The following is a 21,120-nucleotide window of genomic DNA, read 5'->3' as shown; positions in this document are numbered from 1 at the left end:
CGTGACGCCGCCTGCGGTGCATCGTTCAACGTATCCGTACTCATGCATCCTCTCCCGCGCTGTCTTGCGCGCTATCCTGCACATTGTCTTGCGGATTGTCCTGCTGTGCATCAGCACCGGATTCCCATTCGGCCAGGCGCTTCACGAAGGTCTCTTCGTCCAGCACCGTGAGGCCCAGCTGCATGGCTTTCTCGAGCTTGCTGCCCGCTGCCTCGCCGGCGACCACACCAGCAGTCTTCTTCGAGACACTTCCCGCCACCTTGGCGCCCAGCGCCTGCAGACGCGCCTTGCCTTCATCACGCGTCATGCTGTCGAGGCTGCCGGTCAGCACCCAGGTCTGGCCTGCCAGCGGCTGGGGTCGCTCACCGATCTCGACCTCTTCCCAGCTCAGGCCACAGGCGAGCAACGCATCCAGCGTCTCGTTGTTGGTCGGCTGCTGGAAGAAGGTATGGATATGCGCGGCAACGATGGGGCCGATATCTTCCACTGCCTCCAGCGCGGCTTGATCGGCTGCGCGCAGCGCTTCAAGCGTGCCGAAGTGCGTAGCCAGATTCGCGGCGGTGGCTTCCCCGACTTCCCGGATGCCGAGGGCGTAGATGAAGCGTGCCAGGGTGGTGTTGCGGCTCTTGTCCAGCGAGGCGACCAGATTGGCGGCGGACTTCTCGCCCATGCGCGGCAGCTCGGCCAGGGTGGCAGCTTCCAGGTGGAACAGGTCCGCCGGCGTCTTGACCAGCTCACGCTCGATCAGCTGCTCGATCAGCTTCTCGCCGAGGCCATCGACATCCAGCGCCTTGCGACTGGAGAAGTGCTTGAGCGCTTCCTTGCGCTGCGCGGCGCAGATCAGTCCGCCTGCGCAGCGTGCCACCACCTCGCCTTCGAGGCGCTCGATCTCGGAGCCACACACCGGGCAGCCGTCCGGCAGCACGATGGCTTCGCGGCTGGCACCTTCACTGGCGACCCGCACCACCTGAGGGATGACATCGCCGGCACGGCGGATGATGACGCTGTCACCGATCTGCACGCCGAGACGCTCCACCTCGTCCATGTTGTGCAACGTGGCGTTGGAGACCACCACACCGGCGACCTGCACCGGTGCCAGCCGGGCGACCGGCGTCAGCGCGCCAGTGCGTCCGACCTGGAAATCGACGCCTTCCAGGGTGGTTTCCTGCTCCTGCGCCGGGTACTTGTAGGCGATGGCCCAGCGTGGTGCGCGCGCCACGAAGCCCAGTTCACGCTGCAGACGCAGAGCATCGAGCTTGATGACCGCGCCATCGATGTCGTGATCGAGTCCATCACGCTGCTCGCCGAGACGACGGGTGTAGTCGATGATGCCCTGAGCGCCACGCACCACCTCTAGCTGCGGGCTGGTACGGAAGCCATAGTCGTTGAGCAGCGCCATCAGACCGGAATGATTCTGGCCGGCCTCGCTGGCGAGCAGCGCATCATCCACCCGCGCGACCTGATAGGCGCAGAATTCCAGCGGACGCGAGGCGGCGATATTGGAATCCAGCTGGCGCAGGCTGCCGGCGGCGGCATTGCGCGGGTTGGCGAACACCTTGCCGTCCTCGTCGCGGCCGCGGGCATTCAGCGCCTCGAAACCAGCATGGCTCATGTAGACCTCACCGCGCACTTCCAGCAGCTCCGGCAGGTCATCCCCCCGCAGCTTGAGCGGGATCGAGCGAATGGTGCGCAGGTTGGTAGTGATGCCTTCGCCGGTGCGGCCATCGCCGCGCGTCACGCCCTGCACCAGCACGCCATTCTCGTAGATGAGTGACACGGCCAGGCCATCGAGCTTGGGCTCGCAGCAGAAGCTCAGCTCGTCACCCGCATCCTGGGCATCTCCCAGCTCCAGCGTTTTCGCCGCACGTTGCACGAAGGCACGCAACTCATCGTCATCGAAGGCGTTGTTGAGCGACAGCATCGGTACTGCATGCTGCACTTCCTCGAAGCCGCTGGCCGGCGCGGCTCCGACACGCTGGGTGGGCGATTCCGAGCTGATCAGCTGGGGGTATTCGGCTTCCAGCGCCTCGAGACGACGCAGGCGCATGTCGTAATCGGCATCGGTCAGCGTCGGATCATCCAGCACGTAATAGCGGTGGCTGGCCTCGAGCAGCTCGCGGTGCAGCTGCGCGACCTCCTCCATCACCTTGGCAGGCACGCCTTCCACCGCGGCCGGTGCAGCGGAGCGAGAAGCGCTCGAGGCGTTGGGTTCATCGGCGGGCGCCGAAAACAGATCATCCTGGGCTGACATGACACTCACTCGAAACAGTGGCTCGCCAGCACTGCCATAAGGCAGCGCTGAGCGACCTGAAAACGGGTGGCGAACCCTACGACTCGACCAGACTTGTACGGGCTTGCATGCCGAGGGGACGCCTTGATGCTGCCATTGTACTCAATGTGAACGACGGGCCGAACATTCAAGCACTCCGAGCGACCGTCAGGCGCTGTCATGGAACATCGGAGGCTGACGGAGGCAGCAAGAGATAGGCAGGACACGCAAACGCCAACGGCGACCCGAAGGTCGCCGTTGGCGTTCTGGCATGACTGCTCGACTCAGAGAATGGCTAGGGAGTCGATCAGTTGGCCTGGTAGCGATGCAGACGATTGCGACGCTCGAATTCATGCACCTGCTGGCGCTTGAACTCGATGGTCTGGGCCGTCATGACGCTGTGGTTCTCGTCTTTCAGCTCACCACCCAGACGACGCACCAGCAGCATGGCGATCTCGACCATGGTCTCGAAGGCGGCGGAGGTGTCGTCCGCGCCCGGCAGCGGCATCAGGAAGGTAACGCCGTCGAGCTGGCTTTCCACCATTTCGGCCGGCTTGAAGATGCCCGGCTTGACCACGTTGGCCATCGCGAACTGCAGCGGGCTGTCGTCGTCATCTTCCTCGTGGCGCAGGAACAGCCCCATCTCGGAATGACGCAGACCACAGGCCAGCGAGATGCCCAGCACGTCTTCACCACTGAAACCTTCGTCGCCACGTGCCATCACCGAGATGATGATGACTTCACTGGCATCGGCCAGGGTGTCACGTGCGAGCTGGTCATCGACCTGGTTGCGTTCGGCACGCAGCACCAGCGGATGACGATCATCCTCGGGCGCTGCGGCATCGGCAGAAGGCGCGACGTCCGCTTCCAGTGAAGGTTCCTGGCGCGGGGAAGCATTGTCGGCGAGATCGGCCGGCTTGCCAGCGGAGGACACCTCAGCCTTGGCATCCTGACCTTCCTCGATCTCGGCCATCGGCTCGAGATCATCGGCCTGGGTGGAGGAGACACTGATGCTGTCGTCCTCGGCGGTGATCACCGGCTTCTCATGGAAGTCGTCTTCGCGCGCCGTCTCGGCCTGTTCACTGGAGGCACTGCCGAGCACGGGCTCACGATGCGCATCGTCGTGCTCATGCTCGTCATCACGCCGTGCGCCCAGACTGGCCGTCACGTCGCGCATCGACTGGCTGGCACGCGCACCGAAGGCAGCCGCACGCTCGCCGAAGCCCTTGCGCTCCGGCGCTTCACGACGCTCCATGGGCTGCACCGGACGACTCGGTTGAGTCACCCGCGAGGCCTTGATGCCATGAGCATTGTCGAGCACGACATCTTCCTCGGTCTCGGCATGCGTCCCGGAATCGCCAACCACCCGGTAGCCGCCGTTCGGCAGCTCCCAGTTGTCACGTTCTTCCTCTTCTTCCACCGCGGGATTGCCCGCATCGTCGGTGAAATCCTCTGTACCCGCTCGATCCAGTCGGGGTACTCGACGTTGACGTTGGAGCCTGCGCACACCGTCAACGACGATGATTGCGACCAGCACCAACCCCAACAAGATGAGCCACTCTCTCAATTCCATGGGTCATTAGCCTGTTTGCTTGGGCACCATGCACGTGAACAGCATAGCGCGATTGCAGAAAAAGGGGACATTTTTTCGAATGTCAATCCTGTGGTGGTGACCTGCGCAATCGCCCTTCAATTATCCCTGACTGACACTATGACGCAAACTCGTAGTGCTTTCGATGTCTAGATGCAACACGATCTTGCCAACCAGGCCGCCAAGGCGGCCACTGGCTACCGCGCCGGAGGATGACCTTGCCCTCCTGAACGGCTTTTCCCTCACGCTTCGGCAAGCACGGCAGCTTCTTCTATCCCTACAGAGACAAGGCGCGAGACGCCGGGTTCCTGCATGGTGACACCCATCAGCCGATCCGCCGCTTCCATGGCGATCTTGTTATGGGTGATATAGATGAACTGTACGCTTTCCGACATCTCCTTCACCAGCCTTGCATAGCGTCCGACGTTGGCATCATCCAACGGCGCATCCACCTCATCGAGCATGCAGAACGGCGCGGGATTGAGCTGGAAGATGGCGAAGACCAGCGCCAGTGCCGTCAGTGCCTTCTCGCCGCCTGACAGCAGGTGAATGGTGGAGTTTTTCTTGCCCGGTGGCCGCGCCATGATCGCGACTCCCGTCTCCAGCAAATCATCACCCGTCAGCGTCAACCATGCGGTTCCGCCCCCGAAGATCTTGGGGAAAAGCGCCTGGATTCCGGCATTGACCTTGTCGAAGGTGTCCTTGAAGCGCACCCGTGTTTCCTGGTCAATCTTGCGGATGGCGCGCTCGAGAGTCTCCAGCGCTTCGCTCAGCTCGGCATGCTGGGCTTCCAGATAGTTGCGACGCTCGGCCTGCTGGTCGTATTCCTCGATGGCTGCCAGGTTGATGGCCCCCAGCCGCTTGATGCGCTCGCCGATCTGCTCAAGATTGTGACTCCAGGCTGACTCGGTGGCATTGGGGTCCAGTTCGTCCTCGAGCTGCTTGATCGCCGCCTCGTCGTAGCCCAGCTCCGTCAGCTGCTCGTCCTGCGCATCGCCCTTGAGGGTCAGCGCCTGCACCTGCATGCGGCCTTCCTCGAGGCGCTGGCGAATCCCCTCGAGATTGCGCTCATGAGTCTGACGCGCCTGTTCCGCCTGACGCATCTGTTCGACCAATTCATGAGTCTTGTCACGACAGGCGTTGAGCTTGGTTTCCTGATAGAGACGCGTCTCGAGCAGCATCTCAAGCTTCTCGCGCTCTTCTTCCTGCGGCAGCGAGGCTTCTTCACGGCTGGCCTCGAGCATCTCGATGCGCTCGGCGAGCTTCTCGCGCTGCTCGACGGCTCGCATGCGCTGGCCCTGCATGCCGTCACGTTCGGTGGTCAGGCGCTGACGCTCCATGTCGAGACGGTTGACCTGCTCACGCGCGGGCGCCAGCTGAGCACGCAGCCCGGCCAGCGCTTCCTGATGTTCACGCCGTGAACGCTCCAGCGACTCACGTGACTGGGCGTTGTTCTCGACCGCCTCCAATGCTTGCTGCCAGCGCTCGCGCGCCTCCTCCAGCGTCAGGGCCTGAGTCTCGCGCGTTTCCGCCAGTTGCTCGAGCTCCTCATCCAGCTCACGAGCGCGGCCATCGACATGCTCCAGGCGGCTGGCGATGCCGGCCTCCTTGAGACTGAGTTCACGCTGGCGCTCGCCCAGCTCGCGCTCTTCGACGCGCAGATGCTCGAGCTGCTGCTCGGCGCCGGCAATCTGTTCCGCGGCCGCGGCCAGGCGCGTCTCGATCTCCTCGAGACGCTCATCCAGTGATTCGAGCTCCAGCACGACCTGCTCGAGGCGCGCCCGCTGGGCGATGACGCTATCGGCACGCTCACCGGCCACCTGACGGCGACTCCAGCCCTGCCCCAGCCACAGGCCATCCGGCGTCAGTACACTCTCGTGCGCGGCCAGCGAGTCACGCCTGGCCCAGGCGGCTGCCTGCGACTCGACACAGTGGATGCTGGCCAGCCAACCAGTCAGGGCATCCGCGCCGCTCACCTGCGCCGCCAGTGTGCCTTCTGGGCGGGCTGCCGCGCTGGATGCCGGCGTGCCATCGATCAGCAACAGCTCGCCGCCGGGCAGCTCATCCATCAGCGTGGCCAGCCGCGACGGCTCGCCCGCCGCCATACGCGCCTTGAGGAAGGGGCCCAGTACCCAGGCACTGGCCGATTCCCAGCCCTCGGCGACCTCGAGCCCCTCGGCCAGCGCCGGGGTCTCGGCGAGCCCATGCTGCTCCAGGTGGCTCGCCAGGCTGTCATCGTCATCACGCAGCGCCGCGTCGATCAGTGCCTCAAGCGAGGCCTTCTCGCCCTGCAAGACATTGCGACGCTGGCGCAGCTGATCGCGCTCACCATCCAGCGCCAGACGATCGGCCTGAGCCTGCTCACGGGCTTCACTGGCCTGCTCGCGGCGCGACTCCAGTGATTCGCCGCTGAGCGACAATTCATCGAGCTGTTCGCGCAGCTCTTCGCGGGCTTCACGCAACTCGGCGACATCCGGCAGCTCCGCCAGCTGCTGACGACGGCGCTCGCGCTGGCGCTCGGCGTCGGCGATGGCATTCTCGAGCTGCTGGATCTCGCTCTGGGCCCGCTCGGCGCCACGCTGGGATTCGTTGTCGGCCTGACTGAAGCGCTCCCACTCGCTCTGGCTGTCCTGGCGGCGCTCTTCGGCCTCTTCCAGTGACAGCTCGAGTCCTTCAAGGGTCTCGCGGGCCAGCTCGAGCTCCGGGGCGATGTCTTCCAGACGCGCATCGATCATCTCGAGCCGCTCGCCGTCCTCGCCCTCGACGCGCTGGATGTCGCTCAGCTCGCGCCTGGCCATCTCGAGATCCGCCGCCAGCTGCTGTTCACGGGTGCGGGCGTGCTCGAGGCTCTGCTCGAGACGCGCGATCTGGGCACCGGTCTCATAGAAGGCGGCCTGATGGGTTTCCAGCTCTCCCGCCAGCTCGTCGTGCTGATAGCGCTGCTCTTCCAGCTGGCTCTCGCACTGACGCTGACCGAGAATCTCGCGCTCGACGCCGGTTTCCAGCTCCGCGACGCGTGACTGCTGCTCGCGCTGCTGCGCGCGCAGGCCCCGCCGACGCAGCACGGCCAGCTCGCCCTTGAGGCGGTATTCATCCTGCTTGAGGGTCTGATAGCGCTTGGCGGCCTCGGCCTGACGCTTGAGGCGCTCGAGCTGCTTGTCGAGCTCCTCACGCAGGTCATCCAGGCGCTCCATGTTCTCCTGAGTGCGCTTCATGCGGTTCTCGGTCTCGCGGCGGCGCTCCTTGTACTTGGAGATGCCCGCGGCTTCCTCGAGGGTGCTGCGCAGGTCATCCGGGCGCGCCTCGATCAGCTGCGAGATCATGCCCTGACCGATGATGGAGTAGGAGCGCGGCCCGAGGCCGGTACCGAGGAAGACGTCGGCGATATCACGCCGACGACATTTCTGGCCATTGAGGAAGTAGCCGGACTGGCCGTCACGCGTCACCAGACGCTTGACCGCTATCTCGGCATACTCGGACCAGGCGCCACCGAGGCTGCCATCAGCATTGTCGAAGGTCAGCTCGATGGAGGCCTGCCCCACCGGCTTGCGCCCGGTGGAGCCATTGAAGATGACGTCCGTCATCGACTCGCCACGCAGGTTCTTGGCGCTGGACTCGCCCATCACCCAGCGCACAGCATCGATGACGTTGGATTTCCCGCAGCCGTTGGGGCCGAGAATCGCCGTCATGTTGCTGTCGAAGGGTACGGTGACCGGATCGACGAAGGATTTGAAGCCGACCAGCTTGATCGATTTGAGCCGCATTGCGCCTGGCGCGTCCTTGAGTCTGGGAGAAGAGTGGCTGGTGCAGAAAACCTGACACGCTCCGGCCTTGCAGACCTCCGTGGGGAGATCCCGCACCACCGCAGGGTAAACATGTCCTTACGACGAGACAGCCGGTCATCGAGGGGGTTTTCGAAAACCAGCGCGCAGTCTACCCAAAAGCGGCGATGGCCCCAACCGGCGCAATGACAAACGAAGCCGTCATCGCGCGGGGCAGGGACCAATCGCGGCTTACTGAGTGACGCGGTGGTCGATACGCAGCATCAGCGGCGCGTCCGCAGCCTCATGGGTGACACCAGCATCGGTGCTGCGAGTAACGATGACATTCTCGAGCGTGCCTTCGAGATCCCCCGGCTGGGCCGTCGGCTGGCCGGAAGCGGAGATACGCGCCACGAGATCGACGCGCTCCGCCATCGAGAGCCTTGCCATCGGCGCCATGGCGTTGTCATCCGACAGAGTGAGCGTCAGCGGCAGCTTGTCCGCGGTGGTGCGTACCACTGCCAGCGGCGGCAACTTGCCTTCGCCATCACGCGCCACGATGAACAGGGTCGCCGCTTCGGCACTGACCGGCAGCGCCGCCAGCTGCGCCTCGAGCGCCGGGTCCAGTGACACCTTGAGCGTCAGACGTGCAGCGCCCTCTCTGGTGTCCTGATCAGCCCTCGCTCCCTGCGCATCCGCCGCGTCTTTATCTCTCGCTGCCGAGGGAGCCAGGGCGACCGACGCATCGACATCACCGGCACTGGCCATGCGCTGGCGTGCGGCCTTGATGCCTTCGCGCAGCGCCTTGGCGGCATCGGGATTCTCGAAACCGGCAATCGCCTTGCGCCAGTAATCGATGGCCTCGGGATAGCGGGCATGATCGAAGGCCTCGATCCCGAGCAGACCGAGTACCGTCGGCTGACGCGGATCGTCCGCCAGCACCTCGTCGACCAGCGTCTGCACCTCATCGGTCAGGGTACGCTGGGCGGCGAAGAACTTGAGCTGCGCCAGCTGCGCGATCAATGCGGGCACGCGGCCTTCGAGCGCGATCAACGCCTCGAGCGACTGCATGGCCTCATCGAGGCGTCCGGCATCGCGGTAGAGCGGGAACAGCGCCATCCATACCTTGGCGTTATCGGGCTGGGCCTCGGCCTCGGCGCGCAGCCGGGCGATGCGCGCCTCGAAGCTGGCGGCGTCGTGGATCGGCGTGGCGGCAATCGCCTGCGCCAGCGCCAGGTCCCCGCTCGCGCCCTCGCGCTGATACCAGTAGAGCGAGCCCGCCACCATCGCCACCAGCAACACGGGCACCAGCACACGGCCGCTGCTGGCCGCCTTGAGCGGAGAGCGCTTCAGGGATTCAGCATCTTCCAGCAGGCTGCGTTCCAGCTCGACCCGCCCCTCCGCCAGCGCCGTGTCATCCAGCTCACCACGCGCATGGCCGCGCTCCAGCGAGGCCAGTCGGCGCCGATAGACACGCACGTTCTCGGCGCCGAGGCTGTCGTTGTCCTCGAACGCCTGCTGATCGGCATGCACGCGGCGCGCCCGCCGCAACGGCAGCAACAGCAGCCAGCCGGCGGGAATCAACAGCACGGCAATCGCCAGCCATAACAGGATCATGAGCGCTCCTTGGCAGCATGTTGCCCAGCGCCGGGTTGCTCATCGCCGGACTGGCAGTGCGTGGCGAGCAGCGCCGACAGGCGCGCCTGCTCATCATCATCCAGCGCACGCACACGCGCACGCCGCCGGGCACGCACGATCAGCGTCACGACCAGCAAGCCGAGCAGAATCAGGACGGCCGGACCGCCCCACAGCAGCCAGGTGCGCCCATCAAGGCGCGGGTTGTAGAGCACGTACTCGCCGAAGCGCGCGACCATGAAATTCTGGATCTCGCTGTCGCTGCGGCCGTCCTTGAGCAGATCAGCCACGTTCTGGCGCATGTCACCGGCGATGGGGGAGTCCGAGTCACCGATCGCCTGGTTCTGGCACTTGGGGCAGCGCAGCGCGGCAGTCAGGCTGTCGTAGCGCTTCTGCAGCACCGGATTGTCGAACTGATGCATCTCGATGGCGGCATGCGCCTTGCCGGCAGACAGCCAGGCAAGAAACATCAGCACCACCAGCGCCTGCACCAGCGGGATGGCGACACTCCTGAGTACGGATTTCATGAGCTGGCCTCCTCATCGGGCGTGCTGGCGACGTCAGGCGCGGGCTCTGCAATGCGTTCAAGCGTCGGCAGGATGACGTCGCGGACATCTTCGGGGCGGATGTAGCCGGTGTGGTGATAGCGGATCACGCCCTCGGCATCGACCAGGAAGGTTTCCGGTGCCCCATAGACGCCAAGATCAAAGCCCAGGGCGCCGTCGGGGTCGAACAGATTGACGCTGAACGGGTTGCCGAACTCCTCCAGGAACTGGCGCCCCTTGGCGCGGGTGTCCTTGTAGTCGACGCCGACCATGTGCACGCCGCGGCTGGCGAGATCCAGCAGTTGCGGCATCTCGTGCTTGCAGGTCGGGCACCACTCGCCCCAGACGTTGACGAGGCTGACCTGCCCCTTGAGCAGCGAGGCATCGAGGCGCGCCTGCGGCTCACTCAAGGTGCTGAGCGAGAATTCGGGGAAGGGCCGCGACAGTAGCGCGGAGTCCCGTGCGTAGGGGTCATCATCGAGGCGCTGGTAGAGGAAGGCACCCAGCCCCACCACGACCACCAGCGGCACGAACAGCACCAGACGACGAAGATTCATGGGCGAGCCTCCTGTGTGGCGATAGAGTGGGTGTCAGACGCCGTGCTGGCCTCGACACGGCGGCGATAACGGCGATCCAGCACGGCGATCACACCGCCCGCCCCCATCAGCAAGGCGCCCAGCCACAGCCAGCGCACGAAGGGTTTGACCTGGATGCGTACCGCCCAGCTGTCGTCATCCAGCTTCTCGCCCATGGCGACGTAGAGGTCACGCGTGAAGCCGGCATCGAGCGCGGTCTCGGTCATCGGCATGCCGCTGGCCAGGAACAGACGCTTCTCGGGATGCAGTGTCGTCACCGCCTTGCCATCGCGACTGACTTCCACCGTGGCGCGGTCCGACAGGTAGTTGGGGCCGCGATATTCGCCAAGCTCAGTCATGCGGAACTGATAGCCGCCCACGCTGACCTCCTTGCCCTGCACCATGCGTACGTTCTCGGCGACCTCGGTATTGGAGACCAGCGTCACGCCGACGATGGTCACTGCCAGCCCCAGATGCGCCAGTTGCATGCCCCAGTAGCTGGGCGTGAGGCGCTTGAGCCCCGCCCAGCGCCCCGCCTTCGAGGCACTCTTGTCCCACAGGTCGCGCAGCAGCGGCAGCACCACCCACAGCGCGATGACCAGCCCGAGTGCCACCGGGAAACTCCACTCGATATCCAGCGTCAGTGGCAGCAGGCCACCGATGACGAGTGCCGCGCTGCCGGCCAGCGCAAGACGGCGCGTAAGCTCGCGGCCCGGCATCTGCTTCCAGCGCGAAGCCGGCCCGAGGCCCATGAAGGCACACAGCAGCGTGGTCAGCGGCACGAACAGCGCATTGAAGTACGGCGGGCCCACCGAGATCTTGCCCAGTCCCAGCGAATCCAGCACCAGCGGATAGAGAGTGCCCAGCAGCACGGTGACCATCATCACCAGCAACACGAGATTGTTGACCAGCAGGAAGGCATCTCGCGACAGCCAGTGAAAGCCCAGCGTCGAACGTACGCGCGGTGCGCGCAACGCGAACAGCAGCAGCGAGCCACCGACGGTGATGCCGAGCAGCACGAGAATGAACAGCCCGCGGTCGGGGTCACTGGCGAAGGCGTGCACCGAGGTCAGCACGCCGGAGCGCACCAGGAAGGTGCCCAGCAGTGACAGCGAGAAGGCGAAGATCGACAGCAGTACCGTCCAGCTCTTGAAGGCGCCGCGCTTCTCGGTGACCGCCAGCGAATGGATCAGGGCGGTACCGGCCAGCCACGGCATCAAGGAGGCGTTCTCCACCGGGTCCCAGAACCACCAGCCGCCCCAGCCGAGCTCGTAGTAGGCCCACCAGCTGCCCAATGCGATGCCGACGGTCAGGAAGGCCCAGGCGATGTTGGTCCAGGGGCGCGCCCAGCGTGCCCAGGCGGCATCGAGACGCCCGCCCATCAGTGCCGCCATCGCGAACGCGAACGCCACCGAGAAGCCCACGTAACCCATGTAGAGCATCGGTGGGTGGATGATCAGCCCGATATCCTGCAGCAGCGGATTGAGGTCCGCGCCGTCAGCCGGCATGTCAGGCAACAGGCGCGCAAAGGGATTGGAGGTCAGCAGCACGAAGGCCATGAAGCCGGTGGAGATCAGCCCCATGATGCCCAGCACCCGTGCCAGCATGTCGCGCGGCAGATGGCGCGCGCCCAGCGAGACGGCAAAGCCCCAGCCGGCCAGAATCAGGCTCCACAGCAGCACCGAGCCCTCGTGGCTGCCCCAGACGGCACTGAACTTGAAGTACCACGGCAACTGACTGTTGGAGTTGTTGGCGATGTAGGCGACGCTGAAATCATCCAGCAGGAAACTCGCGGTCAGGCAGGCATAGGCGATCAGCACGAACAGGAACTGCCCCCAGGCCATCGGCTGGGCAAAGCTCATCCACAGCGGGCGACGCGTGCTGGCCCCCGCCAGCGGCACGACAGCCTGCACACAGGCCAGACAGGCACCCAGAATCAGCGCGAAGTGGCCGATTTCCGGCAACAGTTGCATCACCATCACGGGGCCTCCTGCGGATCGATCGCGGCCTTGGTAGCGCTGCTGTCGCTGGCCAGGTTGCCCGTCCTGTTACCAGACACATCGCGCCCGGAGGCCTTGAGTGCATCGGATACCTCCGGCGGCATGTACTTCTCGTCATGCTTGGCCAGCACTTCGCTGGCCTCGAGATGATCACCATCGAAGGTGCCCATCACCACCACGCCCTGCCCTTCACGGAACAGGTCCGGCAGGATGCCCTGATAATGCACCGTCACATCATGATCGAAATCGGTGACGGTGAAGATGGCATCCAGCGTCTCGTTGTCGCGCCTGACACTGCCATCACGCACCATGCCACCCGCACGGATCTGCCGCCCCTGGGGCGCTTCGCCACTGGCGATCTGGGTCGGGGTATAAAAGGCGTTGATGTTGGCGCGCAGGGCATAGAGGGTCAGACCCACCGCGAGGGCGGCCAGCAGCACGATGGCCGTGACGATATACAGGCGCTGCTTGCGTTTGGGAGTCATGGTCAGGGCTCGATCAGGGCAAGGGACAGTCAAGCCTCTCGCGGTCAGCGGGACAACCGCCGCGGGAGGAAGAAAACAGATTCAATCACGAGAGGTGCGGCGCGAATCCTGAGGTGACGAACGATGCGAAGCGCGGTGTGTAGCAGGGTGCGAAGAATGACGGGAAGCGTCGCGGCGCAGCCGGCGACGGATATCCGCCTCCAGCGCGCGACGCGACAGCCGCGTGGCGATCACCAGCCCCACCAGGCACGCCGCCGTCAGCCCCCAGGCCGACCACACATACAGCGCATGGCCGCCCATGGCGAAGAACTCGCTGACACTCGAGAAGGCGATGCCCGGCAGATTCATGGCTTGTCCCCTTCTGCCGCGACCACCGCAGCATCGGGGCGCGCACGCGAAGATGGACTCAGCAGATCACGCACCCACTGCTTGCGACTCTCGCGCCTCAGCACCTCGACCCGCGTGCGCATCAGCACCAGCGCGCCGAACAGGGCGTAGAAGCCGATCACCATCATCAGCAAGGGAATCCACATGCTGGCCGGCATCGGCGGCGCTTCGCTGAGCGTGAAGGTGGCCGGTTGATGCAGTGTGCTCCACCAGTCCACCGAATACTTGATGATCGGGATATTGACCATGCCGACCAGCGCCAGGATCGAGGCCGCACGCGAACCACTGTCACGGCTGGCAAAGGAACCACGCAATACGATCACGCCCAGATACAGGAACAGCTGGATCAGCATCGAGGTCAGCCGGGCATCCCAGATCCACCAGGTGCCCCAGGTGGGGATGCCCCACACCGAGCCGGAAAACAGTGCCAGCGCCGTCATCAAGGCACCGACGGGCGCGGCGGCCGTGGCGACCATGTCCGCCAGCTTGATCTTCCACACCAGGAAGAGCAGCGCGCACACCGCCAGCAGCATGAAGCACGACTGGGCGAGAATCGCCGCTGGGACATGTACATAGATGATGCGGAAGCTGTTGCCCTGCTGGTAGTCGGCGGGCGCGAAGGCCAGCCCCCAGACACTGCCGGCCACCAGTGAGATGATCGCCAGCGCCCACAGCCACGGCAGCCAGCGCTGACTGGCCGCGAAGAAGGTCGTCGGCGCACCCATGCGATGCAGCCACGGCCATAGCCCGCCCTTGCGGGGACGAACCTTGCGGGAAGGCGCTTGAGGAGAGTCGGAATCGGCGGTCACACGGGCCTCTTGTCAGGGGCAATGAAGAGCCTTGCGAATGCCCGAGCATGCTCGGGCAGCGTCATGCAGTTCTTGATCCGGTTAGCCATTGATGCTCAGCCTGAGTCCGGCGGCGATGGCGAGCGGCGCCAGCAACAGGGCCAGCGCCAACATCGCGCCCAGAATGGCCAGATGCGCCAGACTGGGCATGCCATTGACGGCGCTCTGTACGGCGCCCGCACCGAAGATCAGCACAGGGATGTACAGCGGCAGGATGATCAGCGAGAGCAGCACCCCGCCGCGCCGCAGCCCCACCGTGAGTGCCGCACCGATCGCGCCGATCAAGGACAGGCTCATGCTGCCCAGCGCCAGCGAGGCGATCAAGACGCCAAAGGCGCCGCTCGGCAACCCCAGCATCACGCCCAGCAAGGGTGCCATCAGCGCCAGCGGCAGGCCGGTCAGCAGCCAGTGGCCTGCTACCTTGGCCAGCACCAGCAACGGCAATGGTTGCGGCGTCAGCAACAGTTGCTCGAGGCTGCCGTCCTCCAGATCCTGCCGGAACAGGCCGTCCAGTGACAGCAGCGTTGCCAGCAACGCCGCCACCCACAATAAGCCCGGCGCCAGTGTGGCCAAAAGCGCCTTGTCCGGTGAGATGCCCAACGGAAACAGCGTGATCACCAGGGCGAAGAACACCAGCGGATTGATCAGCTCACTGCGCCGGCACAGCGCCTGACGCAGGTCGCGCGCGAGGGTCGCCTTGAAGGCCCCGGCCAGCGAACTGTTGGGCGGGGCCTCGGGTAGTGCCGTCAGCAGCTCATGGTTCATGCCGAGACGCTCCCTCTCGAATCCACGCCTGCAACTTGTCCCAGACATATCCGTCGCAAGCGTGAGGCCTGCGAGAAGCGATGATGGGTCGTCATCACCACGCTACCCCCACGCTGGACGTGAGCGAGCAGCAATGATTCCAGCGCCTGAACACCGTCGCGATCGATGGCGGTGAAGGGCTCATCGAGCACCCACAGCCGGCGTGGTGTCAGATGCAGCCGCGCCAGCGCGATACGTCGCTGCTGCCCAGCGGACAGCTGCTGGGCAGGTACATCCTCGAAACCGGCCAGTCCCACGGCGTTAAGCGCCGCCCAGGCAAGCTCGCGGCGGGCCTCTGCCTTCGCCTGCGGTTGACCGCCAAGCGCCTGATACCAGGCAAGGTTTTCCAGTGCGGTCAGGGTGCCCTTGATGCCGGGCTGGTGGCCCAGATAGAGCAGTGAGCCCAGAAAGTCGTCACGCACCCGCGAGGTGAGCTGGCCGCGCCAGAGCACCTCGCCCTCGTAGTCATGGAACTGACCGGACAGAATCTTGAGCAGGGTCGTCTTGCCACTGCCATTGGCCCCTTCGACCTGCAGGATCTCTCCCGCATGCAGCGAGAGATCCAGTCCCTCGAACAGCCAACGCTCATCACGCTCACAGCCGAGCGCCACGACCGCCAACAGAGGCGGCGCGCTACTGACTTCATCGCTGGCAGGCTGGCTGGGCATCCCGGATTCTCGCGGCTGAGCCGTCGCGGAGTGCGACATCAAAGGCAGACCCAAGGGTCACTGCGGCCCATTCTACGAGCTGAGTTCGACACTGACCACCGAGCAGCTGATCGCCTGGCATCGCAGCCCCGCCATGACGGGCAGTCAAGCACTCGAGAAATATATCAGCGACATGTGGTGCACATTCATACGACACACTTTCGCTGGTTTGGCGCCGGTCGATCCGCTGACCTCTTGCCACTTCGCGAGAGCTTGCTATGATGCAGGCACTGTATACAAAAACAGTATCCATACAGTACCTTCATCACACGTCTGCCGAGTGCAGGCACAGACTGATCGGGTCGGCTCAACGCGTTATCAGCATGTTCGCGGAGCCTAGCAGGCGACAGATGAACTCAGCCTGACGACCCTCCACGCTGCACCGCAGGCCGACGCACCATCCGCGCCGACCGCACGGCATCAGGGGATAGCTCATGTCACGTCTTCACGCTCCGCACTACCTTCAGCGTCTTCACAACCTGCCGCTCAATGACCAGGCCTGGCAGGAAATCACCGCCAGCGACATGATGGATATCCCGCTGCTCGGCAACATCACGGCCGGCATGCCCATCGAAGCCATCGCCGACTGCGGTACGGTTGCCGTGCCGACACGCATGGTGCGCCGCAACACCTACGCCCTGCGCGTGCGCGGCCATTCGATGATCAACTGCAATATCCATGATGGCGACATCATCATCATCGAACGCAGTGAAAGCGCCGAGAACGGCGAGACCGCCGTGGTGATGATCAACCAGCAGGAAGTGACGCTGAAGAAGCTGTATATCGAGAAGACCGGCGTGCGCCTGCAACCGGCCAACGACAGCATGGCCCCCATCTATCTCAAGAATGCCGATATCGAAGTGCTGGGCATGGTGATGGGCGTGGTGCGCGGCAATGCCGTCACTCACTGAGGACGACGCTTTGGTAAGATGGTGCCATGACCTATCTGATACCGGCACTGGCGCCCGAGGCGCACCATGAACACAGCATCGAGATCGAGAAGAGCCGCTTCATCGCCTGGCTGGCCCATGCCCCGACGCCAGAAGGCATGACGCGGCTGCTGGCTCAGGCGCATCTCGCCCACCCCAATGCACGCCACCACTGCACGGCGTTCATCGCCGGGGCGCCCGATGAGCAGAATGCCATCGGCTTCTCCGATGATGGCGAGCCGGGCGGCACTGCTGGCAGGCCGATGTATCAGGTGCTCGAAGGCAGTGGCGTCGGTCAGGTGGCCTGTGTGGTGATCCGCTACTTCGGCGGTATCAAGCTGGGCACCGGCGGACTGGCGCGCGCATACAGCCGCGCAGTGCTCGAGGCGCTCGAGAACCTGCCCACCACGACCTTCACACCGCGCACGCCCAGGCGCCTGAAGGTCGGCTTCGCCCATGAGGCCGATGTTCGCCACTGGCTGAACGGCTACGATGTGCCGGTGGATGCCAGCGACTATGGTGCCGATGGCGTGGTGTTGACGGCGGGCTGGCCGCAGGGCGGTGCCCAGCCGCCGCTGGAAGAACTGCATGCGCGCCTCAAGGGAGCGCTGGAAGTGCTCGACTCCCGCGACTGATCTGCACCAGCGACTGATCGACGCCAGCGACTCCCTTTTGCTGTGCACAAACACGAACGCCATCGCTATCGGGCGGCGATGGCGAAGGATGAGGCCAGCGCGCGTGAATTACCCTTGCCAGCGAACAGGGAAGCAGACACCAGCAGGACATTGAGTGAGGCTTTTGACCTGTGGAAGGTCTCCATGAAGGTGAGGCGTGATCCTGTCGACGGTATTCGACCCGATCCGCATGCACCGCATGATAAATGAGCCATTCCACACGAAAAGCGACTTGAATCGCCTATATCATTCGAAAAAGGCGAATGTCACAGCCAGCCACCACCCTTATTCGACCGCTGACGGATAACGGAACGCCTCTCCACAACCCTTCAATTCCTGCCCTGCAACCGTCAAGGTCGCCGTCAGCGGGTAGGGGGCGCCCTGCATCGAATCGAAGCAGGCACCCGGCGCGACCACCAGCTGCAACGGCTCGCCCTGCTTGCCGTCAGCCGGGAGTTGCGCCTTGAGCACACGGCTATCGTTTGCCTCGCGGGCGACCCGATAAGGCAGCTTGACCACCTGGATGCCTGACGAGCGAGCGCCAGCCTCCGTCTTTGCAGAGCGCTCGGATTCCTGCGCCTCGTGTAGCGACTCGAGCAAGCCCTGCATGACCGTCAGCGTCAGCAGATTGTGCTCGCTGTCGAGACTGACCTGCCAACCGGGCTCATTACCCTGTGCCACCAGCAGTGGCTTTTGTGTCGTCGGATGAATCACGCGCCGATCATCCTGCACACACTCCAGGTTGCCGCGGGCATTCTGCAGCATCGCCTCGGAACCCTTGAACCACACCTCCAACCCCTCTTCACCGGGCAGCGCCTTCGCATCACCAGACGCCTTCTCGGCCGGCGATGCACCGACATTGGCCTGATAGCGCTCGCCCGAGGCACTGACGATCCGCTCCAGGGTATAGGCATGCCGTCGTGACCACAGCCGCAACCACTCATGCGACGCCTCGGCGTCGCCTTCGCTGAAGGCCATCAGCAGATCCTGCGCCGGAGTACATCGCCACACCTGATACTCACTCGCCCGGGGCGGTGGCAGAAAGCTGGCGGGCAAGGTCACGGCAGCGGCCTTGCCCAGCGATTCCGCACTGGGCGGCGCAGGCTTCTTCGCCACCTCATGCACCACGGGGCCCGGGTCCTGTGCGGGAGCTGGCACCTTCAGCGGCGGTTGGCCAGCATCCGTCCCTGTCGTGGCGTCCTGACTCCACGGCAGGGAGGTACATGCGGCCAGCAGCAGGGGCACCGCCAGAGGCGACAGGCGCCATCCCGTTCGACCGGCAGCGATCATCCCTGGCGTGAGGCTCGCGGCCCACCTATGGAGCAACGCACGGAAAATGGCAAAAAGACGGCAGCAATGACGTGACATGATGAACCCTCCCTGGGCATGTCGGACGACAAGAGGCAACGCAGGAGTCTGATGATGAGACACTGCGGCATGGCTGGACTTCAAGGCGGAGACGGCGGCCTTCCTGGCGCACCCTACCGAAGTCTATCAAGCGCAGTGAAGCTTGTGGGGATGGGAATGCCCTGAGAGCGCAAGACGCGTGCGCTGCAGGCCTTGCATGCCCCCCTCTTGACGCCTTCGTATGCCGCTGCCCCGAGTGATACGCGAGTCGCCATGAATATGAGACAGTATCATGAGCGCCCTCGGTCAACCGCGTGTCATGGTGGTTGCCTGGCAGGGGGGGAGATCCCGCTGCCACTCCCCCACTGATCCAGTCTCGTGGGAGTATTTGACCCGCTCGCGGCTTGCGCCAAGACTTTCAACTTATCGTTCTCGACTCGCCTATCCAACTGGCCTGTCTCAACTTGCCGTTCGCAACGCACCTTTCTCACTCAACCTCTCAACATGAGCACCATTCATCATGCTTGAATTGCGCCATCTGCGTACCCTGCTGGCCTTGCGTGATGCTGGCTCGCTGGTCGAAGCCGCGGAGCGTGTCCACCTCACCCAGTCCGCCCTGTCCCATCAACTGAAGGACCTAGAGGAGCGCCTGGGCGCGCCGCTGTTCATCCGCAAGACGCGCCCCGTGGAGTTCACCCGCGCCGGGCAGCGCCTGTTGTCGCTGGCAGAGCAGGTACTGCCGCAGTTCCGCATGGCCGAGCGCGACATTGCCCGCATGGCGGGTAGCGAGCAGGGTCGACTGCACATGGCCATCGAGTGCCATAGCTGTTTTCAGTGGCTGATGCCGACAGTGGACCGCTTCCGCGATCACTGGCCGGAGATTGAAGTCGATATCCCTTCGGGCCACAGCTTCGCTCCCCTGCAGGCATTGGGCCGCGAGCAGCTGGACCTGGTCATCACCGCCAACCCGGTGGAGATGACCGGTATCCAGTACATTCCACTGTTCCGCTATGAGGTCATGCTGGCCGTGGCACGCCAGCATGCATTGGCCATCAAGGGCCATGTGGAGCCGCAGGACCTGTGTGACGAGACCTTGATCATCTATCCGGTCGAGCATGATCGCCTGGACGTCTTCACCCAGTTCCTCGAACCCGCCAACGTGAGCCCGCGCGAGATCCGCAGCGCGGAGATGACGGTGATGATGATGCAGCTGGTCGCCAGCGGCCGCGGCGTCACGGCGCTCCCCAACTGGGCACTGGCCGAGTATCTGACGCGCGATTACGTGCGCGGCCTGTCGCTGGGCGACGGTGTCTGGGCCACACTCTACGCCGCCGTCAGAGAAGACTTGCTCGGCACGCCATGGATGGACGACTTCCTGCGTACCGCCCGTGAGACTTCATTCGAGGTGCTGAGTGGCGTGAAGCCTGCCTGATCCCCGGACCTCAGCGCTTACGAGGAATGGATACACGAAAGCCCCACCACTCGATGCCTTGCGGCCTGTCGAGTGGTGGGGCTTCTTGTTAGTACTGCTCACTGCTTGTTCACGCCATATCACGACGGCTTGCGTCCAAGACTTTTTCTTCAGCACAAACAGAACCGCCCCAGCATGAGCTGGGGCGGTTCTTGACATCTATCATCTCAAGCGGAAAGCATTCCGCAATGAGTGATGATCAGTCGATAGCCTTGACGTTGGCTGCCTGCAGGCCTTTCTGGCCCTGAGTCACATCGAAGGAGACCTGCTGGCCGTCCTGCAGGGTCTTGAAGCCATCAGCCTGGACTTCGGAGAAGTGAACGAACAGATCGTCACCACCGTCAGCCGGAGCGATGAAACCAAAACCTTTAGCGTCGTTGAACCACTTAACTGTACCTGTAGCCATGAGAAATTCCTCTCTGATCAGCATGTTTGAAATAACGGGCATTACCCGAAGAGCGTGGGCAAAGCAAAACCATGCATCAAATCAGCGAGGCTTCTCGGGGCGCTCAAGGTGATTTACCGAGCAGCACAGGCGACTGAGTGGTGCGTCTTGCTATCCAACAGGGGCTACATTGCACGCTAACCCATGATCACGTCAAGCCTTTTCGACAATCACTTCACACGGTCGTCAATCGATGCCACTCCAGCCATGTCAGAAATCCCCCTTCCGGCAGCTGAAGGTTAGGTGCATCGGTCCCCAACAGCAGGCGGTCTCCCTCGAGCGTGACGCGCCGAACGAGCGTCACCTCATCCCAGTCGGCGATCGTGGCCAGCGACAGATGATGGCAGACCTCCTCTCTCTCATTGTCCCACTGCCAGCGCCCACAGTAGGCAAAACCCTCTCGAAAGGCGGCGACCAGCTGATCATCCGTCGGCGCCATCCCCAGGGGCTGACGCTCACAGGACACCAGCTGCACGCTCATGTAGCCATTGGCCATGTAATGCAGCTGCCCCTTGCACTCGCCCAGCGGCTCCAGCTCGCGCCCATCCGGCCAGGCATACCAGAAGCGCTTCAGCCGCCATGCGCCGATCAAGTCAGGATGCAGTGAAAAGGAAGATTGCCGCATGGCCGATTCCTCAAACGGTCGT

At 64.0% G+C, this 21,120-nt stretch carries 19 protein-coding genes; 4 read left to right on the top strand and 15 right to left on the bottom strand.

Features of this window, described 5'->3' with window-relative positions; genetic code table 11:
- Positions 1-40: 40 nt before the first annotated feature.
- Both ligA and AC5WNI_RS01980 read right to left on the bottom strand, forming a co-directional pair.
- Positions 41-2,143 (bottom strand): NAD-dependent DNA ligase LigA, encoded by a 2,103-nt coding sequence (ligA, locus tag AC5WNI_RS01985; protein ID WP_487885622.1) that lies wholly within the window; start codon positions 2,141-2,143, stop codon positions 41-43.
- A gap of 433 nt (positions 2,144-2,576) precedes the next feature.
- Positions 2,577-3,590 (bottom strand): cell division protein ZipA, encoded by a 1,014-nt coding sequence (locus AC5WNI_RS01980; protein WP_487885612.1) that lies wholly within the window; start codon positions 3,588-3,590, stop codon positions 2,577-2,579.
- Between AC5WNI_RS01980 and AC5WNI_RS01975 the strand changes: the two genes are divergently transcribed.
- On the top strand, positions 3,573-4,013 hold the full coding sequence (locus tag AC5WNI_RS01975; protein WP_285460517.1) for a hypothetical protein: 441 nt from the start codon (positions 3,573-3,575) through the stop codon (positions 4,011-4,013). The two genes, AC5WNI_RS01980 and AC5WNI_RS01975, sit on opposite strands and share 18 nt — an antisense overlap.
- Before the next feature lie 89 nt (positions 4,014-4,102).
- Here the strand turns inward: AC5WNI_RS01975 and smc are convergent, their stop codons facing one another.
- The 10 genes from smc to ccmA all read right to left on the bottom strand — a co-directional run bounded on the left by smc (position 4,103) and on the right by ccmA (position 15,568).
- The gene (smc, locus tag AC5WNI_RS01970) at positions 4,103-7,624 is read right to left on the bottom strand and encodes a chromosome segregation protein SMC (protein ID WP_487885611.1); all 3,522 of its coding nucleotides are present in this window, start codon (positions 7,622-7,624) and stop codon (positions 4,103-4,105) included.
- A 249-nt stretch (positions 7,625-7,873) separates the two neighbouring features.
- The gene (gene ccmI, locus AC5WNI_RS01965; protein ID WP_368448047.1) at positions 7,874-9,238 is read right to left on the bottom strand and encodes a c-type cytochrome biogenesis protein CcmI; all 1,365 of its coding nucleotides are present in this window, start codon (positions 9,236-9,238) and stop codon (positions 7,874-7,876) included.
- Entirely contained in the window at positions 9,235-9,783 is a 549-nt protein-coding gene (locus tag AC5WNI_RS01960) for a cytochrome c-type biogenesis protein (RefSeq protein ID WP_487885609.1), read from the bottom strand. The genes ccmI and AC5WNI_RS01960 overlap by 4 nt, the downstream gene beginning before the upstream one ends.
- Positions 9,780-10,358 carry a DsbE family thiol:disulfide interchange protein gene (locus AC5WNI_RS01955; RefSeq protein ID WP_487885608.1) on the bottom strand — a complete coding sequence of 193 codons (579 nt, stop codon included), beginning with the start codon at positions 10,356-10,358 and terminating at the stop codon, positions 9,780-9,782. Before AC5WNI_RS01955 ends, AC5WNI_RS01960 begins: the two co-directional genes overlap by 4 nt.
- Entirely contained in the window at positions 10,355-12,355 is a 2,001-nt protein-coding gene (locus AC5WNI_RS01950) for a heme lyase CcmF/NrfE family subunit (RefSeq protein WP_285460617.1), read from the bottom strand. Before AC5WNI_RS01950 ends, AC5WNI_RS01955 begins: the two co-directional genes overlap by 4 nt.
- Complete coding sequence (gene ccmE / locus AC5WNI_RS01945) at positions 12,355-12,861, bottom strand: cytochrome c maturation protein CcmE (RefSeq protein WP_285460521.1); 507 nt, start codon at positions 12,859-12,861, stop codon at positions 12,355-12,357. Before ccmE ends, AC5WNI_RS01950 begins: the two co-directional genes overlap by 1 nt.
- Positions 12,862-12,942: 81 nt before the next feature.
- The gene (ccmD, locus tag AC5WNI_RS01940; protein ID WP_285460522.1) at positions 12,943-13,209 is read right to left on the bottom strand and encodes a heme exporter protein CcmD; all 267 of its coding nucleotides are present in this window, start codon (positions 13,207-13,209) and stop codon (positions 12,943-12,945) included.
- Positions 13,206-13,973 carry a heme ABC transporter permease gene (locus tag AC5WNI_RS01935; RefSeq protein ID WP_487885621.1) on the bottom strand — a complete coding sequence of 256 codons (768 nt, stop codon included), beginning with the start codon at positions 13,971-13,973 and terminating at the stop codon, positions 13,206-13,208. The genes ccmD and AC5WNI_RS01935 overlap by 4 nt, the downstream gene beginning before the upstream one ends.
- Before the next feature lie 165 nt (positions 13,974-14,138).
- Positions 14,139-14,861, bottom strand: coding sequence for a heme exporter protein CcmB (gene ccmB / locus AC5WNI_RS01930; RefSeq protein ID WP_487885607.1), 723 nt, complete (start codon positions 14,859-14,861; stop codon positions 14,139-14,141).
- Positions 14,858-15,568, bottom strand: coding sequence for a cytochrome c biogenesis heme-transporting ATPase CcmA (ccmA, locus tag AC5WNI_RS01925; protein WP_487885606.1), 711 nt, complete (start codon positions 15,566-15,568; stop codon positions 14,858-14,860). The genes ccmB and ccmA overlap by 4 nt, the downstream gene beginning before the upstream one ends.
- Before the next feature lie 473 nt (positions 15,569-16,041).
- On the opposite strand from ccmA, the gene AC5WNI_RS01920 reads away from it, so the two are divergent.
- Complete coding sequence (locus tag AC5WNI_RS01920) at positions 16,042-16,518, top strand: LexA family protein (RefSeq protein ID WP_043333703.1); 477 nt, start codon at positions 16,042-16,044, stop codon at positions 16,516-16,518.
- A gap of 26 nt (positions 16,519-16,544) precedes the next feature.
- On the top strand, positions 16,545-17,171 hold the full coding sequence (locus tag AC5WNI_RS01915) for an IMPACT family protein (RefSeq protein ID WP_487885605.1): 627 nt from the start codon (positions 16,545-16,547) through the stop codon (positions 17,169-17,171).
- 324 nt (positions 17,172-17,495) lie between these two features.
- Here AC5WNI_RS01915 and AC5WNI_RS01910 read toward each other — a convergent pair whose 3' ends face one another.
- Positions 17,496-18,500 (bottom strand): MliC family protein, encoded by a 1,005-nt coding sequence (locus tag AC5WNI_RS01910; protein ID WP_487885604.1) that lies wholly within the window; start codon positions 18,498-18,500, stop codon positions 17,496-17,498.
- A gap of 577 nt (positions 18,501-19,077) precedes the next feature.
- Here AC5WNI_RS01910 and AC5WNI_RS01905 point away from each other — a divergent pair.
- On the top strand, positions 19,078-19,989 hold the full coding sequence (locus tag AC5WNI_RS01905; RefSeq protein ID WP_054555293.1) for a LysR family transcriptional regulator: 912 nt from the start codon (positions 19,078-19,080) through the stop codon (positions 19,987-19,989).
- 238 nt (positions 19,990-20,227) lie between these two features.
- Here AC5WNI_RS01905 and AC5WNI_RS01900 read toward each other — a convergent pair whose 3' ends face one another.
- Both AC5WNI_RS01900 and AC5WNI_RS01895 read right to left on the bottom strand, forming a co-directional pair.
- Positions 20,228-20,434: a cold-shock protein gene (locus tag AC5WNI_RS01900; protein ID WP_043333698.1), complete on the bottom strand. Its 207-nt coding sequence runs from the start codon at positions 20,432-20,434 to the stop codon at positions 20,228-20,230.
- A gap of 214 nt (positions 20,435-20,648) precedes the next feature.
- Positions 20,649-21,098, bottom strand: coding sequence for a lipocalin-like domain-containing protein (locus AC5WNI_RS01895; RefSeq protein ID WP_285460528.1), 450 nt, complete (start codon positions 21,096-21,098; stop codon positions 20,649-20,651).
- Positions 21,099-21,120 lie beyond the last annotated feature (22 nt).

It is taken from the genome of Cobetia sp. PDI-12MA (genome assembly GCF_059507695.1).
The sequence above is the reverse complement of the archived record's forward strand: the minus strand, read 5'-3'. Positions and strand labels throughout refer to the sequence as shown.

Excerpts from the sequence above, each read along its gene's own strand:
- AC5WNI_RS01960 (WP_487885609.1), bottom strand. The coding sequence starts at position 9,783 with ATGAAATCCGTACTCAGGAGTGTCGCCATCCCGCTGGTGCAGGCGCTG.
- ligA (WP_487885622.1), bottom strand. The coding sequence starts at position 2,143 with ATGGAGGAGGTCGCGCAGCTGCACCGCGAGCTGCTCGAGGCCAGCCAC.
- AC5WNI_RS01895 (WP_285460528.1), bottom strand. The coding sequence starts at position 21,098 with ATGCGGCAATCTTCCTTTTCACTGCATCCTGACTTGATCGGCGCATGG.
- ccmD (WP_285460522.1), bottom strand. The coding sequence starts at position 13,209 with ATGAATCTGCCGGGCATCGCCTTCTCGAGTGTCAGCGAGTTCTTCGCC.
- AC5WNI_RS01905 (WP_054555293.1), top strand. The coding sequence starts at position 19,078 with ATGCTTGAATTGCGCCATCTGCGTACCCTGCTGGCCTTGCGTGATGCT.
- ccmE (WP_285460521.1), bottom strand. The coding sequence starts at position 12,861 with ATGACTCCCAAACGCAAGCAGCGCCTGTATATCGTCACGGCCATCGTG.
- AC5WNI_RS01910 (WP_487885604.1), bottom strand. The coding sequence starts at position 18,500 with ATGATCGCTGCCGGTCGAACGGGATGGCGCCTGTCGCCTCTGGCGGTG.
- ccmA (WP_487885606.1), bottom strand. The coding sequence starts at position 15,568 with ATGCCCAGCCAGCCTGCCAGCGATGAAGTCAGTAGCGCGCCGCCTCTG.
- AC5WNI_RS01955 (WP_487885608.1), bottom strand. The coding sequence starts at position 10,358 with ATGAATCTTCGTCGTCTGGTGCTGTTCGTGCCGCTGGTGGTCGTGGTG.
- AC5WNI_RS01935 (WP_487885621.1), bottom strand. The coding sequence starts at position 13,973 with ATGGGTGCGCCGACGACCTTCTTCGCGGCCAGTCAGCGCTGGCTGCCG.
- ccmI (WP_368448047.1), bottom strand. The coding sequence starts at position 9,238 with ATGATCCTGTTATGGCTGGCGATTGCCGTGCTGTTGATTCCCGCCGGC.
- ccmB (WP_487885607.1), bottom strand. The coding sequence starts at position 14,861 with ATGAACCATGAGCTGCTGACGGCACTACCCGAGGCCCCGCCCAACAGT.
- smc (WP_487885611.1), bottom strand. The coding sequence starts at position 7,624 with ATGCGGCTCAAATCGATCAAGCTGGTCGGCTTCAAATCCTTCGTCGAT.
- AC5WNI_RS01900 (WP_043333698.1), bottom strand. The coding sequence starts at position 20,434 with ATGGCTACAGGTACAGTTAAGTGGTTCAACGACGCTAAAGGTTTTGGT.
- AC5WNI_RS01950 (WP_285460617.1), bottom strand. The coding sequence starts at position 12,355 with ATGGTGATGCAACTGTTGCCGGAAATCGGCCACTTCGCGCTGATTCTG.
- AC5WNI_RS01920 (WP_043333703.1), top strand. The coding sequence starts at position 16,042 with ATGTCACGTCTTCACGCTCCGCACTACCTTCAGCGTCTTCACAACCTG.
- AC5WNI_RS01915 (WP_487885605.1), top strand. The coding sequence starts at position 16,545 with ATGACCTATCTGATACCGGCACTGGCGCCCGAGGCGCACCATGAACAC.
- AC5WNI_RS01975 (WP_285460517.1), top strand. The coding sequence starts at position 3,573 with ATGAGCATTGTCGAGCACGACATCTTCCTCGGTCTCGGCATGCGTCCC.